Source organism: Brevibacillus sp. MS2.2 (assembly GCF_013284345.1).
Classification (GTDB): Bacteria; Bacillota; Bacilli; order Brevibacillales; family Brevibacillaceae; genus Brevibacillus; species Brevibacillus brevis_C.
On the sequence record NZ_JABSUZ010000003.1, the window covers coordinates 214,816 to 233,202 of the forward strand.

Sequence of the window (18,387 nt, forward strand, 5' to 3'; positions counted from 1 at the left end):
TCTCTCCTGACTCCCTTACCGAACAGCTTCACTCGGCAGGTTCTCCACGATCTCCCCATCTGCATCCACATACGGCAATCCATTGTGTTTGAACACATGGTCGAGACAATACATCTCTCCCTGCTTGTAGTCCAAAATCATCAGGTCCTCTGAACGGGTCGGGATTAATTCCTTCAACCGCTCTGGAAGATAGTCTGGTCCAACCGCTTGATGCCATTTCAAAACAATTTTTTCAGGGCGCTCAGCTGTCGGATAAAAACCACAAATCTCTAATTTTCCAAAGTCGTGTGAGGTAAGAAGTACCCCTTTTTTCTCCAAGCCACCCAGATTACGTTTGGACTCGGCCACATTCCGGAACGCCTCGTCAAGTGGAATGGCATACTGCTCGACTCCTCTAACTGGCATAAACACTGTCAAATAATACGAAATGATTCGATTATCGAGAAACTTGCGTTGCAAGTCGATCAAGGTCTCGACAGAATCGTTCACTCCACGAATGATGGCAGGCTGACCGCGAATCTGTACACCGACGGACAGCAGCGCTTGCGTTGCTTGGATCGAAACGTCGCTAATTTCCCCAGGATGGTTGAACTGGGAAATCACACTTACCTGCTTGCCTGGCGTCTGTCTTACTTGGTCAAAGAACGCTAGCAGCTCTCCGTCGAGAAAACGAGCGGGATCATAGGCCAGAGCCTTGGTGGCAAAGCGAACGAGTCGAATACTCTTCACACTCAATAGAGAGCTAATCAGCTTGATTAGATCAGAGCTTTTACGGAAGGAAGCAGGATCTCCACCGGTAAAGAGGACATTATCGATGTACGGATGAGCTTCCAAATACTGCACGGCCCTTTCTGCTTTTTCCATAATATTGGTGTACCCAATATCCTCGTGGCGGATTTCGTTCACTTTATAGCAGAACTGGCAGTTGGCAATACAAAAGTCGTCGATGTGAAGCAACAATGTCTTCTTGTACTTGTGTTGCAGGAAAGCTGTTTCATCCTGACGGTACGACTTGTTACCATACGGATCAAAGCGGCCTTTATAAGGTTTCTCTCCCGGTGGCGGAAGCACGATATTGATCATCTGAGTACGATAAGGCTCTGATTGACTCGCAATCAACTCGGCATAATAACGAGTCACCTTAAATGGCATATAAGACTGCTCCAGTAATGCACTGCGTTCTTCCTTCTCTGCTTCTGTAAAGCCGACAATTGTTGCGAACTCCTCAAATCCTTTTTTCCCCATTAACACCTTAACACTCAATGTAATCCCTCCCGTCATTCATAAACACTCGTCATCTTTGCTTTCTTGGCACACTCGGTCAAACACATGATTCGTTTGTTAACCAAACAGCAAGTCCAATTCTTTTTGTGTCAACTCCACATCTTCAAAATCCGATGGAGTAAATTCAGGGACCTCCTGGCGGCAGCAATGATCAATGAGCTGCTCCAATTCATGGAAAAACAACGTAAGGATTTTCTCCACGGTCTCCTCACGATACTTTCGTAAGCTGTACGTAACAGAAACCTGAAGTTCTCCTTGACGAACGAGAGCAGCCACGTCAAGCAGTGCTGTCAAATGATTACCCACTCCGGCATCAACCGCCAAGTTTCCTCCCATGAGTACCAGATCATCACTCAGTTGATGATCAACGGTTCCCAGATAATTGAAACGAACGTGAGACTTTTCCTCTGCCGCGAGCAGATGAGGCTTAAACCAGCCAAATCCAAGGCCGCCCATCGGAATCTGACGTAACTTCTCCTTTACTGCTTTTAGGTGATCAGTCCGATTGGATGGATTCGTTTCGAACAGAACAGGATACATGCTGGTAAACCATCCTACTGTTCTGGTTACGTTCATCGCATGAATGGAAGACTCACGCCCGTGCGACTCCATTACCAGCAAGAGGCGCTCCCTTTCAAACACATCACACAATGTCCGTGTAAGTGCTGCAACCAATAGGTCTTGTGGACCCGTGTTGAACATTCGGTTGGCCGTTGTCAACAGTCGCAACGTTATCTCGGCTGGAAGCGTGCGTGTAGATGTAGCGCTGTATTCTACCAAGTCTTCGCCAAAATCGTAATCCGTGGGAAGTTTGTCTTCCGGGATAGAAAACGTGTCCCAATAGGCTCTTTCTTTGATCGCCTGATCCGACTGGTAAAAAGCGGAGACTTCCTTGACCCACGCTTGCATCGAATGTGTTTTATCCGGCAAGATAATTGGCTCATTACGTTTCAGACTGGCCAAGGCGCTCATCAAATCTTCCAGGAGAATCCTCCAGGAAACACCGTCCACAACAAGATGATGGGCAGTCAGAAACAATCGCTGAGGTCGATCGGGACCTAATTCAAAGAGACAACCGGTAAACAGCAATGATTCTTCCAGCTTGAAGCTAACAGCGCAAGCTCTCATCGCCTCAAGCATTCTACTCCCCTGTTCTTCTTGCGGTAAGGAAGAAAGGTCGATGCAAGACACGGACACTCGGTTGGCAAGGTGACGCTCATTGTAAAAGAGCTTCCCGTCTTTTGCAGAGTAATTGAGTCGCAGACAATCGTGATGGTTAACCAGTGCAGACAGACTTGCTTCAAACTCCTCCAGCGTTACTTTTTCCCTGCTTTCCAGGAGCAAGGACTGGTTCCAATGATCAGCATTGCGGAACTGTTGTGACAGAAACCAAGAAACGATGGGAGATGACGGCAACTCGCCAGTACATGGCTCTTGTGAGATCTGTTCCGCTCCCCAGCTCCAGTCACTGCCCGCTTTTAGTTCGGCAATCGTGTCATAAATCAAGATGTCTCTTACCGGAATCTTGATTCCCCGCTGATGCAATCGATAGGAAACCTGAATCGCCTTGATCGAATCCCCCCCTAGTTGGGAAAACGGGTCATGTAGACCAAATGGTGAACGACCAAGCACGTCCTCATACACTTCAACCAATAGCTTGTCAAACTCGTCACGAGGACCGGTTTCATCCTCCGCACCTTTTCGCTCCATGACAGGTTCGGGAAGCTGTTTTCGATCTACCTTGCCATTTGAGGTCAACGGAAACTGCTCAAGCTGCACGATTTGCGAAGGGATCATGTATGCGGGCAATCGACTTGCCAGTTCTTCGCGGAGCTCTTTTTCCCGGAAAAATGTTTCCGTGATCAAGTAAGCACAAAGATACTTTCGCCCCCACGTATCCATGCGATCAATCACCACTGCCTCACGCACAGAAGAATGACCAAGTAGCTGCTGTTCAATTTCCCCCAATTCAATGCGGTAACCATGAATCTTCACCTGATAGTCAGCCCGTCCCAGATACTCCATGACTCCATTTGGCCGATACCGAACCAGATCGCCCGTCTTGTACATCACTTTACCTGGCTGAAACGGATCGGGTAGGAAACGCTCTTGCGTCAATTCCTCGCGGTTAAGATACCCCCGTGCCACACTATCTCCCGAGATGAATAGCTCTCCTGTCGATCCGATCGGGATTGGTTTCCCATATGAATCCAAAATGTAGAGCTGCACGTTACTGATCGGATGTCCTATCGGCACAGAACCCTCGACATCGGTCTTCGGATCGAATTGATAGATCATGCAACCGACTACTGTCTCGGTAGGACCATACTCATTGAGAATTTCGACTTGTCCGTTCCATTTCGCATGAATCGCCTCAGCCAGACTCACCTTCAAGTCCTCGCCGCCCACAATCACTCGCTTTACTGTAGTAGAAGGCAAAGCGATTTCTTGCAGCAAAAACAGATGGGCAGGTGTCAGCTTTACAACATGGGAGCGTCCGTCACTAAAGATGCGAGATAACACAAACTCTGAATCGGAGTGTGGATAGATAACCATCCGATTTCCCTTTACCAACGGGCAAAAAATGGATGTAACCGTCAAATCAAATGCCAGTGAGGAATAAAAAGCAAACGCTTCTTCAGGACAGGAGAGATAGCGGTCTTTCGCCCACCAAATATAGTTGACTAACCCTTGATGAGTAACCATGACCCCCTTCGGATTTCCGGTAGAGCCTGATGTATAAATGACATAGGCCAAATCCTCTGGCTGATTAACCGTTTCCAGGCTTGCCCCATCATTTAGATACAGGGACGAATCGCCAAGCTCCAGGATTTCCTTGGACCACGAAATAACCTCTAGTCGGGAGGTGTGACGAAGCAACAGGTCCGCTCCAGAATCAGACAGCAGGTATTCGATGCGCTGAGATGGGAGTTGAGGGTCAATCGGAAGGTAAGCCCCGCCTGCTTTTAGCACGGCCAACAGCCCGATGATCATCTCTGGCGAATGATCTGCCAGCAGCGCAACAATTACGCCAGGGCCAACTCCACGGTTTCGCAACGACTGAGCGAGTCGATTCACTTGATCATGCAGTTCCTGGAATGTCAGTATGCGCCCCTCTGACTCCAACGCAACCCCCTCTGGCGAGCGCATTACTTGCTCTTCAAACAATTGGACAACCGTCTTCTCGCTGGGATAGGAAGCCAATGTATCGTTCCACGTTTTGAGTTGTAGTGCCAGCTCTTCGTCAGCAAGGAAGTTCAGATTGGACAGCGGGACTTCTGGATTCGAGATCATCTGATTGAGCAGCCTTATGAGATGATCCACAATTCGATCAACATCATTTTCCGTGTACTCGGCGATCTTGTAATCCAATTCCAGCGTCAATCGTTCATCTGTAGCCCATTCCCTAATAATCACTTGGAGCGAATACAACTGGTGACCGTTGTAAAACTCCTCATTCGTCACGGGGTGCCCGCCAAGGGTGAAGGGCAACTGCGTGCTGTAATAATTGACACAAATCTGAAACAAGCTGTCATAGCCATGTTTCTTCAATTCCAACTCTTGAGCCAGCAAATCGTACGGATATTTCTGATGAAAAAAACAGGAAGTGAGTTCCCTGTTGACATATTTGACATAATCGATACCATCCATTTCCATCGGAACTGCCAGACGAAATGGCATGGTGCTTGTGAACATCCCGAAAATTTTGCGCTCCACTTTGCCTGAACGATTTAACAGCGGCGTACCGATCACGATTTCTTCTTGCCTTGTGCAGCGCTGAAGGTACAGACTGACGAGAGCTACAAACAAGGAATTTAGCGAGCATTTCATCTGGTCTGCAAACTGGCGTATTCTTGTCGAATCTTCTCGGTTGAATGCATAGACTTTGCGCTTGCCTTCGGTCGTATCTGTTGCCTTTTGTAATGTCGTGATCACAGGCAAGCTCTGAAACTTGTCCCGCCAGTATCGCTTGTCCTTTTCAAATCTCTCAGACTGAGAATAGGTATGCTCCCTGTCGACAAAAGCTTGATAAGCGTGTTCATCTCCTAGATGAACGGTACCGCCTGCCAACAACGTGTCATAATAGTGAGCAATTTGTTCTGTCATAATGGAGATAGACCAACCATCAGCAATCAAATGGTGAAACTTTACAAAATATCCCGCTTCTTCGTCACTCAGTTGAATCAGACAAAAGTAGAACAGAGGCTCTTGTCCGATCGAAAACGGCTTTGCAAACAAAGCTTGCAGGAATTGTCTGCACCGATCAGGGGCGTTCGGTTCCTGTCTGAAATCAAACACCTGCAAGGGCTCCGGTTCGTACTCTCCAACAAACTGAAGGACTGTTTCTTTCTCCTGATAGTTGAGTCGCAAAGCATCGTTCTTTTGAATGAACAGGTGAATGGCCGCTTCCAGTACATCCAATTTGACCTTACCTTGAACCCGAACCATCCCCCCTAACGTATGGATAGGAAGCTGTGGATGTAATTTTTCCGTATACCAGATACGCTTTTGTGGATGACTTAAAGGATATCCCACCTTCAATTGCTTCTTATCATGGCGCAATGCATATCCCCCCTTTCGGAATTGCGAAGATGTCATCACAATTCATAAATGGTAAAAAGTCTATTTGATTACAAATACTTCCAGTTCCAACTATATAGATGAATCTTCTGTAGTGTCAAATAAATTTTCCATAAAATGTAATTTCTGAAAATTGGATGAATTCCATCTCTTCCTTCCCTTTTTAGCGCTGCATAGAATGGAAAAAAGTTTGTACACACTATTGATTTTGGCTGTCTTTTCACGTAGGATAAAATGTAATATATTGGCAAAAATCCCCTGGAAGGATGAATGTGATTAGATGTCTGTGACACTTCGTGAAGTAACTCTGGAAAACTGGGAAGAGTGTATTGAACTGGAACCTACGCCTGAACAGAGTGAATTTGTTGCCCCGAACCTCTACTCCATCGCCGAAGCAAAGTTTCAAACTACATTTGTCCCTTTGGCCATCTACCACGATGACACGATGGTTGGCTTTGTCATGTACGGGCTAGACCCCGACGATGGAAACTACTGGATTTACAGACTCTTAATTGATGCAAAGTATCAACGGCAAGGCTACGGACGTGCTGCGATTTCGCAAGTCATTGATATCCTGAAAGCAAAAGAAGATTGTCAAAAAATTGTCATTGGTTATGCCCCCGCCAATGTCGCAGCCGAGAACCTTTACGCTTCACTCGGATTTCAAAAAAATGGCATGGTCCTGTTTGGCGAGACGATTGCTGAATTGAACTTTTAAGCTAGCTAGTTCTTTCCCCAAAAATGAAACAGCGGCGACCTAAGACCTGAAAATCAAGTCTTAGAATCGCCGCTATTTGAATTGTTTTTTGTTTTTCCGTAAATGAAAAAGCACACCTTCCATGCGTCTGTAAACATCATGGTTAGTGTGCATTCGTTTTTTGATATGGTGCCGGTGAAGGGACTTGAACCCCCACGGTTTCCCTCACGATTTTGAGTCGCGCGCGTCTGCCATTCCGCCACACCGGCATGTGAAACTATGAATAAAATAGCACATCATCGATAGAAAATCAATGGTGGGGAGAGACGGATTCGAACCGCCGAACCCGGAGGGAGCAGATTTACAGTCTGCCGTGTTTAGCCACTTCACTATCTCCCCACAATATGTGCTGTCTATCTTCTGCGTCTACTCTCTTCAACCAGAAGCGACATTTATTAATCTACCATGAACTTTGTTTGACGTCAATATATTTATTTAGATTGACTCTCTTTTTTCTCCAAGATCTCCTGTGCCCACTCGTGAAAGACGCGTAGTGCTTCGTCCACTTCTTGAAATGTTTCTTCTCCCTCACAGGAGTACTCCGGGAAGTCTAGTATGCGGTTTTTGCGAATCTTCACTTGGTCTTCTTCGCATTTTATCTCCAAGAAGTAGGGAACGGCTTCATCGATCCCATAACTATTTTCTAAAAACTCGTAGGTACGTACCCACTCCAGAATTCGAACTTCCGATGCTTTTAAGCGAAGCACCTGCTCCAAGGACATAATGGTTTCATTCCCGTAGTAATACATGTTATTCAGCCCTTCTGCATGAAAATGGACGGAGCCGTGACTCCGCCCTGTAATTGATGGATAGATTAGATCGAGGAAAGCATCTCTCTCAGTTCTTTGACAATCACTTGCTGGTAGCCAGTACCTTCTCCATACTGTTCGAGCATTTCGGCACGTACCACTTTGATCTTTTCTTCATAATCTGGTGCGTTTCGGTCCAGGTTTTGCTGTTTAAACGCCGTCATAACAGCTTGGACATGCTTCGGTCGTGGTCCCCATTTTGCCAGAACATGTCCACCCGTGTCCGCGAAAATAACAATTGGGATCGCCCGACCGCCCATTGTGAGAAACTCACCCATGAGATCGAGGTGTTCTTCCATTACCATAATTTCCACTGGCATGTCTGTTTCTTTCAAGGCATGCAAGATGACTGGCAAGTTGCGAACGACATCGCCACACCATTCCGCAGCCAAAATCAAGCATCTGAGGTCATCACGATGCTGGAGAGAGGCAAAAAACGCACGGTCTTGTTCATCCTCCCATGAAAATGCATCCGACCAGTTTTGGTATGTATCCTGATTTTTTGTCATGCTTTCCACGAACGCTTGTGGCTTGAGCCCCGTACGGAATTTATGTGCTACGTTTGCCCCCATCTTTTTCTCCTCCTCGTGTGTAATGTATCTAGTCTTGCTTTTCAGACTCTCGCTCACTTTCTTCTTTCTCTTGCTTTGCCAACTCCATCATTTTTTGTAACAAAATATGCTGCGGCATGTGCATGAGGCGCTCTAAAGGTACTTGAAGAGCTTCGGCCAGCTTGACAGCCGTATCAGGTGATATCTGTAACGGACGCATGTATTTCCACTCCTTCCGTTTGCTTTCATCAGTCCCTCCAGTATAATACACGACTCTTAAACCTGCCAGCTTGGTATCTCGAGGCTCATTCGTTATCCCTGCCAACCACAACGGTGGCCTGCTGATAATCCGGGAAAAGCATATCCAATAGACCTTGTTCTAGCTTGTGCCAAAGGCGGAATCGCTCTGGAACGAGCCTGGTCCAAGTCATCGCAATCTGTTCCCAATGGTCCATACGACGGTTGTGCTTGACGAGCCAACTATCTAAAAAATTCGTTGACGCCAAATGTCCGTAGCAGAGCTTCGCCAGCACCGCTTGCCATTCTGATTTTGGTAGTGGATGATGAGCCTGATACCCTTCACAGAACGCAAGAATCCCTTCGTACTGAAGTGCTGACAAGTGAAGCCCTGAAACCAGATCTTTTGCCCAATACCCTTCCCTTCCGGCACCATCTGTCCAGTCTACGAGTGCAGCCACCTCGCCATTTGGATGAAAAATGAGCTGTTCGACCCAATACGAATGAAAGCATCTACCTCGGAGCGAGGGTACTGGCAAACGGGAAACGTATTCATGGCTCACTGTCTCCAACAAGGAAATTTGCTGCTCAAGTATTTCACGTACGTATCCCGGAAATGCTCCCTGCTCTTTCTGATACTGACTCCATAACTCTCGGCAATCTGCAATCGCTTTGGAAGGCGAAAGCATGGGAACGTCCTCAAAGGGGGGAAGAGGATCAAATTGGCGATGAAAATGGGCTAACAGCTCCCCCATTGCCTTTGCTTCACGAAGTGGCAATTCTCCTGGATGATAGCTACGCCCGTCGATCCATTCATTTACTTGGTACGTCTCTCCCTGATCGTGGGCAAGCCATTCCTGATGATGAGGGAGAAGCAAACGCGGTGCAGGAAAACCTTTCTCTCGTAGTTCTTGGCTGAGTGCTAGACCAATAAGCATCTCCTCATAACGAGTTTGCAAGCGCCATTTGGCATAAAACCGTTTTACATAATATCGTTGACTGCTTGTCCAAACGGAAAAGCTTTCTTCCCACAAGCCATATGCAATGCGCTCGATACGCTTAACATCTAATTGATAATGTTTTTTTAAAGCTACTCTCACCTGATCCGTAGACGATTCCCCCTCCGCTTTCTTCTGTACAGGTCTCACTTCTACATGTAACTCCGCTTTTCCTCGCTTTTCACGCCAAAAAAGATAGTCCCTCTTGAATGAAAGTAAAGGGACTATCTCCTGTGAACGGGACACTTGCACTGGAAAAGGAGAAACTATGGCTTTTGCTTTGTGAGGATGCATGGTACACCAAAGCCGATCGCGCCGGGCTGGGACATCTGTTCTAGATATGCCAACCCTCGTGCACATTGCTGCTTGCATACGTGACATGTATGAGACGTTACGATTTTCAGCTGTACTTGATTGGGGTGCTGTCGCGTGTTCTTTTTCTTAATCTTTTTGCCTTTGGCCATCCGTTCTCCTCCCTTTGCCCTGGATCACTCCAGTCTATGAAGAAGAACACCCCCGCTCTTTAGGCAAGCATACAAAATCAAGATATCCACCTGTAAAATGGGCCTTGTCAAACGTGTCAACAAATAGAAAAAGCCGCCGGAGATTTCTCTCCAAGCGACGATAAGCCTTCCCTATGGATTTGGACTTAACAACTGGCGCAGTTCCAGCTCCAGTGTAGGGGCATCCACCATGCCGATTATCTTCTTTCGTACGATCCCATTTGCGTCAATCAAGTAAGTAGTTGGGAATGCCATCACCTTGTAACGGTTTGACACGGTTCCAGCTACGTCCATCGGTATTGGAAATGTCAGCTTGTAGTTGGTGACGAAGGCCATAGCTGCTTCCGGGCTATCATTGCTCGTGACGTTCACGCCATACAAATCAACCTGTCCGCCGTATTTTTCGTAGACTTTCTGTAAATCAGGCGCCTCCAGCTTGCATGGTCCACACCAGGAAGCCCAAAAGTTCAAGACCAATGGTTTCGTCCTTTTTCCTTCTACCTTGTACGTCTGCTGGTCCAATCCTGTTAGTGTAAAATGAGGAGCTGCAAAGCCAACTTCCGGTTTTTGAACCTCTGCTACGATTGCGGCCGTTTCTTGAGGCTTTTCCCAAACAGCAAGTCCGACCCCCACTAATACGAGTACCGCGAGCAACAGCTTTTTCATTTTGTCACCTCTGCCCTACTGAGTTAGAATCCCGTAAAGCCTCCGTACATTTGAATGAGAACACGTGTAATATCCGTCAGTTTATCTGTATACAGAAGGATACCGAACAAGATCATAATGGCTCCTCCGATTTTCATAAACAGGTCGGAATACTTCACAATCGCGTTCACTTTACTGATGAAGAACGTCATGACAAAAAATGGAATGGCGAAACCGAGTGTATACGCCAATGTGTAAGCCAAGGCGCTTGATGGATTGGAAACGCCCATGACGATAATGCCAGAAAGAATCGGTCCCACACAAGGTGTCCATCCAGCTGCATACGTCATTCCCACCAGTATGGACCCAGTATACCCCAATGGTCTCGATTTTAAATCGATTTTAAAAGAGCGCATCATCCAATCCATTTTAAACACACCAAGCATAACCAAACCAATAACAGCAAGCAAAATACCGCCCAGTTGACGAATTAAGTCCTGTTGGTCGGTGAACAAGCTTCCGATCCAAGATGTAGACAGCCCGAGCGCAATGAAAATGATCGAAAACCCGACAATGAAGAAAAAGGTATGCAAGAACGCTTGCTTGCGAAAAACTGCTCTCCCTTTCTTCACTTCATCTACCGTAACCCCAGTTATGTAAGACAAAAAGGACGGGTAAAGCGGCAGGCAGCAAGGGGAAATAAACGAGAGAAAACCTGCTGCAAAAGCCAAAAACACAGTAATATCGCCAGTCATATGTACCTCCGGTGGGTATTTTATCCACTATCTTCTCATTGTATCGAATCTTTTCCCCCTTCAAAAGTAGCAATGACACTTTGTCTTAAATCCGTGACAATTTACTTTACATAATATTTATTATGTCTTAAAACTCGCCCTAAAATATTACAATTGGATGAATAAATCTGATCCACGTTAGAAAATAAATCAGATTTGTGACAAATGTGATTACCTTCAGGTGTGATTTTGCTATAGGTTTCAAACTGCACAGGATAACGAATACTTCCATTGTACACAAAAAAGAGGCGGATGCACTCCGCCCCTTCTTCGATACTCTTTTTTACTGAATCGTGACTTTACCGCCATCTTGAAGCAGTGTTTGCCCTTTTACCACGATCTTATCGCCGGCAGACAAGCCTGTCAAAATTTCGATCTGATCACTGGAGGATTTGCCTGTAGTGACCTCGACTTGTTTTGCAATGTCACCTTCCAGCTTGAATACATACTGCTTACCGTCGCGATCAAAGACCGCACCGCGCGTTACAACGATCGATTTTGCTCCACTTTCCCCAACCGATGGGAAGGTTACATTTACAACCATATCGGACTTCAGCTCATTGGATGGGTTTGGAATCGTAATCTCTACTGGATATGCCTTGAGTTGGGTATCCATTACTGGACTCATTGCCGTTACTTTGGCATCAATCGTTTTTCCTGTCGATTGTACGTTTACTTTTACGGTTGTTCCTACTTTTATTTTTGTGATATCTGCTTCTGACAGATTCGCTTTTACCAGAAGTGGGTTCGTGTTCACAACAACCACAACCGGCTGCTGACCTGCCATTTGACCAACTGCGCCGTTTACGCTGGAAATATATCCGTTGATCGGAGACGTCACAGTCGCATTCGCTAATTGCTCACGAGCGTTCTGCAAGCTTACTTGCGCTTGCTGTACAGAAGCTTCGGAAACTTGCACACTCGTTTTTTGCCCAGCAGATTGCAATGCCTGCTGCGCGTTATCGTAAGAGGTCTGTGCCGTTGTCAGTTGGGAGTTTGCCTGTTCCATCTGCTGAGCGGAAATTGCTCCTTGTGAAAAGAGCTGTTGCATCCGCTGCTGGTTTACTTTTGCATCCTGGAGCGCGGTTTCTGCCTGCTTCAGGCTATTTTTCGCTTGAACCAAGCCTTGATCAGAGCTGCTGCCCGCTTGGTTTAAGCTCGCTTTTGATACGTTGTAGGCTGCTTCTGCTTGTTTAACACCGTTCACCAGATCTTTTTCATCGAGCTTGAACAAGACTTGACCTTTTGTTACGTATTGGCCCAGTTTCACTGGCAGGGAAGAAATTTTCCCACCCACTTTCGGGGAGACTTGCACTTCCTCACTCGGCGCCAGCTTTGCCGTGAGACCAGAATCTGATACCACTGTGCCCGTTGCAACAGTTTCCACCTGTACAGGGGTTGCCGCTTCCACCGTTTCCGTAGGCGGTGTTTCCGCTTGCGGGCTGGAGCACCCTGCCACTAGCGAGATGGCTAGCAATGCCAAAATGACGGGTTTTTTACTTAGTTTCATGTATGTCCCTCCTCTTCCCACAAACGTCTTACGATTCCAAAGCGGGATTAATTTTCTTTTGTTTCTTTGCTAATTTCTTTTCGAGTTTCAACTGGCGCTTCAAGCGTCTCTTTTTCCCTAGATCATCAAACCAGGAAGCAACGACAGGAACCAGAACCAGGGTAATCAGTGTAGAGAAACCGAGACCGAAAATAACCGTTACGGCCATTGGTGCATTCGTCTCAGAGCCGGCGCCGCCAGAGAATGCGAGCGGTCCAATCGCCAGAATGGTGGTAAGTGTCGTCATCAAAATCGGACGAAGACGAATCGGGCCAGCATGCAGGATCGCATCATACAGCTCCATACCTTTTGCACGCAATTGGTTCACATAGTCGATCAATACAATCGCGTTGTTCACGACCAGACCGATCAACAAAATGTACCCGATCAAAACCCCAACGCTGATTGTTGTACCTGTCGCCAATAGTCCAAGCAGAACGCCTGTAACGGTCGGTGGCACGGAGAACATGATGATAAATGGAGTGTATAACGATTCAAACTGCGCTGCCATTACCATATAAAGCAACACGACTGATAGAACAATCGCTAGAGCAAGGCTACTGAATGATTCCATCATTTCTTCACTTTGCCCGCCAAAATCTACTTTGTAGCCATCCGGGAGATTCAGCTTCGAGATTTTCTCTTGCACTTCCCTTGTTACAGAGCTCAGGTCACGCCCTGCCAAATCACTCGTTACTTGAACTTCACGGCTTGAGTTGGCACGGTTAATCGATACAGGCACATCTACCTTATTGATAGTCGCAACCGAGGTCAATGCGATCTGTGCCCCACCTGGAGCGGAAATTCGCATATTGTTCAAGAAGTTGATATCTTCCTGAAACTCTTTCGGCAGCTTGAGGTTAACGTCAATCTCATCATCACCCGTGCGATAGTACGTTACCGTTTGACCTTGGAAGGAGGTGCGAACACTGGAGAGAATTTGTCCAGTCGTCAATCCGTACAAGCTCGCTTTCTCCGCATCGATCTTCACTTCCAGCTCTTGTCTTGATTCTTCCAAGCTGGTTGTTACGTTACTCGTACCAGGTACCTTCTCAATTTCACCTTTAATAATACCACTAATGTCTTTCAATACGTCCAGATCATCCCCGCTAACTTTCAGTTGAATTGGGGAACCTGTAGACATACCGGATGGTGCGCTTACCTTAATTTCAGGTCCAGCAATATGCTTCAGCTTTTCCTGGAGATCCATCACAACTTCATTGGAGGAACGTGTGCGCTGATCGAGATCTACCAGCATCAGGCTGATCGTTCCCTGATTGGATGACAATGTGCTCGCTATCGGTGATGCATTGCTACCAACCGAAGTCGCTACAATTTTCTTCTCTGGAACCGTGTTGACAATTTCTTCAACTTGTCTGGTTACTTTTTCTGTTTCAGCCAGAACGGTACCATTTGGCATTTTGATGGAGATGTTTACTTGACCTTGGTCCATGGCCGGGATAAACTCTGCCCCGATCAATGGAGTCAATGCAAGAGAGCCTACCATCATGACAACCGAAGATATCATGACTGTTTTACGATGGCCCAATGACCATTTTAACAATCTTTGGTAGCCTTTTTCTACTTTGCTAAATCCAATGTTGAACCAAGTAACCGGATTGATTCCACGATAGTTCTCATGATGCGTATGCGACGGAATTTTGTTCAAAATTCTCGAACTCAGCATCGGCACGAGCAAAATCGAGAATACAAGCGCCGCAATATGTGAGTAAACAACCGTCAATGCAAGAGGTCCAAACAACTCAGAAGCAATACCTTCTGTGAGGGCAATCGGCAAGAATACGCAAATTTGCGCCAAAGCCGAAGCCATAACTGCCGTACCTACTTCCTTGGAACCATCCAAGGCTGCTTCCATCATGCCTTTTCCCTGTTCTCGATGACGGAAAACATTCTCGAGCATAACAACCGCAAAGTCAATCAACGATCCCAATCCCAGTGTCAAACCGGAGAGGGAAATCAGGTTGATCGTCTGTCCAGTCATGTACATCAGCAAGAACGTAGCAACGATCGATACGGGAAGAACGATGACCGCAATTACCATGGATCGCAAGCTGCCCAGGAAGAAGAACAGCAAGATCATACCGATACCGCCACCCAACAGGGCATGTTCAGCGGTGGTGTAAACGGAATCCTTAATGTAGACGGATGTATCCAGAGTCGTAATGATTTCTACGCCTTCTGGCAGCTCGCTTTTGATTTTCTCCAGCTCAGCTTTTACATCATCTGCTACCTCAATGGTGTTTCCGCCAGAAGCTTTTGTCACTTTAATACCCAAGCTAGGTGTTCCATTTACGTAACTCATTTGCGTTATATCTTGATGCGTGTCTTTTACTTCGGCAATATCACTGAGCCTGATGGAGTTTCCTCCGACAGAGATTGGTGTCAGCGCGATTTGTTCGATATCGGCAAACTCACCTTGTACACGGATGTTGAGCTTGGCGTCACCCTCGCGTACCGCTCCACCGGAACCTGACAAGTTGCTGCTCTGTAGAGCTTGCTGAACTTGATCAAGTGACAGTCCATACGCCGCTAGTTTGGCTGGGTCAACTGTTACATCGATGATACGGCTTTGTCCGCCGCTGATGGAAGCAGATGCGACCCCATCAATACGCTCCAGGCGTGACTGGATCATATTCTCTGCCATCTTTTTCAATTTGTTGATATCTTGCTCACCCGTCACCGCAAATTCAATGATCGGTGTACTGTTCGGGTCAATGCGCAGTACACGGGGCGCTCTGGCTGAGTCAGGCAAAGAGCCACGAACCTGATCTACCTTCTCCCGCATGTCGAGAGTCGCCTGATCAAGGTCTGTCCCCCAGTTAAACATGAGGATAACCTGTGAAGCTCCTTCCATCGATACCGATTGTATACTATCTAAATCGGATACCGTTGCAAGTGCGTCCTCAATCGGTTTCGTTACTAGTTTTTCTACCTCACTCGGAGATCCGCCGTCAACGGATGTAACCACGACAGCAACCGGGAAGTTAAGATCCGGCATGAGATCAATCGACAAGCGAGGCAGTGAAACGAAACCAAAAATCATCATGGCCAGAGTCAACATAATCATGGTGACCGGGCGTTTAATCGATAGTTCAGAAAGATTCAATCCACTCACCTCTTCTTTATATATCTGCTAATTTTTTGTGAGTAATAGTTCGTATAACGAAATGAATAAGGTGAACCTCGAGTCAACATTTCGTTCAACGAAATATCAAGGGATGAAACCATTTTTAGACGGTTTGTGAATTTCCCCATTTCACATCTCGCTGTTGGTATACACGCTCTGTCAGTGACACCCACACAACTCGTCGATCTGATTGGTCTCGGAACCTGCGTACCAGGTTTTCCTGCTCCAACCGGTTAATGAGACCGGAAGTTGTGCTGTATGAAAGACCGACAGTCTTACTTATGTCCCCCATTGTTTTTGGCCCGTTTCCAAGCTGCTCCAGAATCAAGACCTGTTGCCAAGTTACATCGCTTGTATCCAGCTCTTGCTCAGAAATCGTGGTAAACAAAACACTGGCTTCTTGCAGGAGTTTTGCCAACTGAATCAGTTCTTTCATGAGAACCTCCCTTGCCATCCTTACTTAACCACTTCAACCCATAACTAAACGTTTATTTCCCAAAAATAATTCTACTGAAATGTATATGTAGTGAAGTCTACCCAGGGGTAGATTTCTGACAGGGATTTATCTATCTGGAGATAGACGACAACGCATGCTAGAATGAAGTTAAGTGATTATCCGGCAGAGAAAGAAGGACTTCTCATTGTTGAAGATAATGATGAAAGCCATACAAAAACGATTATTAATCATGTGGTTTTCCATCTTAATTGTATTAGCTTTGCTTCCTGATTCCTTTAAAAGGGAAACTCCGTTGCAATTTTCCCTTACCATTGTACTATTTATTTGTTACCTTGTGGTATTTTGGACTTCCAAGAAAAAATGGAAGCCTTTCCAATTCGAATTCGTGACAGTCGTGCTTGGAATTGTCTCGTTACTAAAGTCCCTCATCTTGGGTGGAGAGGGCTTCGGCTTGATGCTCCCACTCGCTGTTTTTATCGGTTTTCACATTCATGGTCGCCGTGCGTTGGCTTATGCTACTTTTTTTGGTACGTGCAGTACGCTTTTTTTATATTTTGAAGAAAACCTGAAATTCACGCACATCATCTCTTATATCCTTACGTATGTGGGTTGCTATATCGGCGCACGTGGCTATCGGATTCAGACAGAAGCATACGAAACCAACCAACAGCACCTAGAGCAGCTACAAAAAGCACATTCAGAGTTACAAGAGGCGCACTTACAACTTCAAGAAGCAGCACTTCATTCCCTTCAAGTAGCCGTTCTGGAGGAACGAACGAGAATTGCCCGTGATATTCACGATGCATTGGGCCATAGTTTGACTTCACTCATTGTCCAGCTACATGCCTTGAAATATATGTTGCAGGATGGACCTGACAACGCACAAGAAGCCGTCCGCAACATGCTCGGAGTTGCCAAGCAAAGTCTGGAGGATATTCGCACGTCTGTCCATACATTGGCCCTGGATAAAACCTCCTTGGGACTTACGCCTCTGCGGGCTCTCTTGTCGCAGGCTCAAAAGCATACGGGAATTAAAATGGAGCTCATATGCTCCGATCTGGACATTCCGCTCTCTCAAGAAATGACGATAACGTTTTATCGAATTTTGCAAGAAGCGATTACCAATTCCCTACGTCATTCTGACGCGAAAGAAATCCTCGTCATCATTGAACAAAAGAAGGACATCCTGTTGTTGTCCATTCGAGACGATGGAAGCATCACGAGCGACCAAAAAATCAAACCTGGCTTTGGCCTAACTGGCATATCTGAACGAATTCAATTATTGAACGGAACTCTCGCCTATCGCATTCGAGAGCCTCACGGATTCCAACTCGATTTCAGCTTTCCGATTCGCCAGTCTGAACCAGAAAGGAGCATGCGAACATGACCGGTAAACAAAAAGAAGGAGCCATTCGCGTGGTCCTAGTAGATGACCAAACGATGATTCGCCAAGGTTTGGGTTATGTCATTCAAATGCAAGCTGATATGGAAGTTATCGGGGAAGCCTCCGATGGTGTCGAAGCTGTTGAACTGATTGGCACCCTCGCACCTGATGTCGTTTTGATGGATGTTCAGATGCCCAACAAGTCTGGCATTGAGGCCACGAGAGAAATTATGCAACAGCACCCCCGTACGAAGGTCTTGATTCTTACAACCTTTGACAATCACAATTATGTGGTGGACGGGATTCGTGCTGGAGCCGTCGGCTATATGCTAAAGGATGCCGACTCTCAGGAAATGCTTGATCTAATTCGCAGAGCCCACCAGGGTGAAGCCCTCTTCCACACCGTGACAGCTGCAAAAGCGCTTGCCGAAGCACTGCAAGGTCAAAGTGAGACACCTGATTCGACTACCTTCGCTCAATCAGTCTTGCTAGATGAACTGACGGATCGAGAATTGGATGTGCTTCAACAGATCGCAGATGGCTATCGAAATGATCAGATTGCGCAAAACTTATTTATATCAGAAGGCACTGTAAAAACACATGTGCATCGGATTCTGCAAAAAATGGGTGTCGAGGATCGTACCCAGGCAGTGGCAAAAGCTCTACGACACAAAATCGTGAAATAAATCA

Annotated in this window: 15 protein-coding genes and 2 tRNA genes; 3 read left to right on the plus strand and 14 right to left on the minus strand. The window is 46.4% G+C overall.

Features of this window, described 5'->3' with window-relative positions:
- Positions 1–15: 15 nt before the first annotated feature.
- Both HP568_RS04000 and edeP read right to left on the minus strand, forming a co-directional pair.
- Positions 16–1,263 (minus strand): lysine 2,3-aminomutase, encoded by a 1,248-nt coding sequence (locus HP568_RS04000; protein ID WP_048033251.1) that lies wholly within the window; start codon positions 1,261–1,263, stop codon positions 16–18.
- Positions 1,264–1,341: 78 nt separating this feature from the next.
- Positions 1,342–5,847: an edeine non-ribosomal peptide synthetase EdeP gene (gene edeP, locus HP568_RS04005; RefSeq protein WP_173628399.1), complete on the minus strand. Its 4,506-nt coding sequence runs from the start codon at positions 5,845–5,847 to the stop codon at positions 1,342–1,344.
- A gap of 298 nt (positions 5,848–6,145) precedes the next feature.
- On the opposite strand from edeP, the gene edeQ reads away from it, so the two are divergent.
- Positions 6,146–6,583: an edeine self-resistance N-acetyltransferase EdeQ gene (gene edeQ / locus HP568_RS04010; protein WP_048033253.1), complete on the plus strand. Its 438-nt coding sequence runs from the start codon at positions 6,146–6,148 to the stop codon at positions 6,581–6,583.
- A 166-nt stretch (positions 6,584–6,749) separates the two neighbouring features.
- Here edeQ and HP568_RS04015 read toward each other — a convergent pair.
- From HP568_RS04015 to HP568_RS04070, 12 genes are all read right to left on the minus strand, one after another.
- A tRNA-Leu gene (locus tag HP568_RS04015) sits at positions 6,750–6,831 on the minus strand.
- A 45-nt stretch (positions 6,832–6,876) separates the two neighbouring features.
- Positions 6,877–6,961 (minus strand) — tRNA-Tyr (locus tag HP568_RS04020).
- A gap of 92 nt (positions 6,962–7,053) precedes the next feature.
- Positions 7,054–7,371, minus strand: coding sequence for a hypothetical protein (locus HP568_RS04025; protein ID WP_056487978.1), 318 nt, complete (start codon positions 7,369–7,371; stop codon positions 7,054–7,056).
- A gap of 65 nt (positions 7,372–7,436) precedes the next feature.
- Positions 7,437–8,003, minus strand: coding sequence for a thioredoxin family protein (locus HP568_RS04030; RefSeq protein ID WP_173628400.1), 567 nt, complete (start codon positions 8,001–8,003; stop codon positions 7,437–7,439).
- Positions 8,004–8,031: 28 nt separating this feature from the next.
- Entirely contained in the window at positions 8,032–8,202 is a 171-nt protein-coding gene (locus HP568_RS04035; RefSeq protein ID WP_082195949.1) for a YycC family protein, read from the minus strand.
- Positions 8,203–8,287: 85 nt separating this feature from the next.
- A complete protein-coding gene (locus HP568_RS04040) occupies positions 8,288–9,319 on the minus strand; it encodes a phosphotransferase enzyme family protein (protein ID WP_173628401.1) in 1,032 nt (343 codons plus the stop codon).
- A gap of 164 nt (positions 9,320–9,483) precedes the next feature.
- The gene (locus HP568_RS04045; RefSeq protein ID WP_173628402.1) at positions 9,484–9,681 is read right to left on the minus strand and encodes a hypothetical protein; all 198 of its coding nucleotides are present in this window, start codon (positions 9,679–9,681) and stop codon (positions 9,484–9,486) included.
- Between the two features lie 171 nt (positions 9,682–9,852).
- Positions 9,853–10,386 carry a TlpA family protein disulfide reductase gene (locus tag HP568_RS04050; protein WP_048033258.1) on the minus strand — a complete coding sequence of 178 codons (534 nt, stop codon included), beginning with the start codon at positions 10,384–10,386 and terminating at the stop codon, positions 9,853–9,855.
- A 23-nt stretch (positions 10,387–10,409) separates the two neighbouring features.
- Positions 10,410–11,120: a cytochrome c biogenesis CcdA family protein gene (locus tag HP568_RS04055; protein WP_048033259.1), complete on the minus strand. Its 711-nt coding sequence runs from the start codon at positions 11,118–11,120 to the stop codon at positions 10,410–10,412.
- A 322-nt stretch (positions 11,121–11,442) separates the two neighbouring features.
- The gene (locus tag HP568_RS04060) at positions 11,443–12,669 is read right to left on the minus strand and encodes an efflux RND transporter periplasmic adaptor subunit (RefSeq protein WP_048033260.1); all 1,227 of its coding nucleotides are present in this window, start codon (positions 12,667–12,669) and stop codon (positions 11,443–11,445) included.
- 28 nt (positions 12,670–12,697) lie between these two features.
- Positions 12,698–15,835 carry an efflux RND transporter permease subunit gene (locus HP568_RS04065; protein WP_048033261.1) on the minus strand — a complete coding sequence of 1,046 codons (3,138 nt, stop codon included), beginning with the start codon at positions 15,833–15,835 and terminating at the stop codon, positions 12,698–12,700.
- A 124-nt stretch (positions 15,836–15,959) separates the two neighbouring features.
- Positions 15,960–16,292: a MarR family winged helix-turn-helix transcriptional regulator gene (locus HP568_RS04070; protein WP_007727206.1), complete on the minus strand. Its 333-nt coding sequence runs from the start codon at positions 16,290–16,292 to the stop codon at positions 15,960–15,962.
- Positions 16,293–16,464: 172 nt separating this feature from the next.
- On the opposite strand from HP568_RS04070, the gene HP568_RS04075 reads away from it, so the two are divergent.
- Both HP568_RS04075 and HP568_RS04080 read left to right on the plus strand, forming a co-directional pair.
- Positions 16,465–17,700 (plus strand): sensor histidine kinase, encoded by a 1,236-nt coding sequence (locus HP568_RS04075; protein WP_048033262.1) that lies wholly within the window; start codon positions 16,465–16,467, stop codon positions 17,698–17,700.
- Positions 17,697–18,383 (plus strand): response regulator, encoded by a 687-nt coding sequence (locus HP568_RS04080; RefSeq protein ID WP_173628403.1) that lies wholly within the window; start codon positions 17,697–17,699, stop codon positions 18,381–18,383. The genes HP568_RS04075 and HP568_RS04080 overlap by 4 nt, the downstream gene beginning before the upstream one ends.
- Positions 18,384–18,387: the final 4 nt, after the last annotated feature.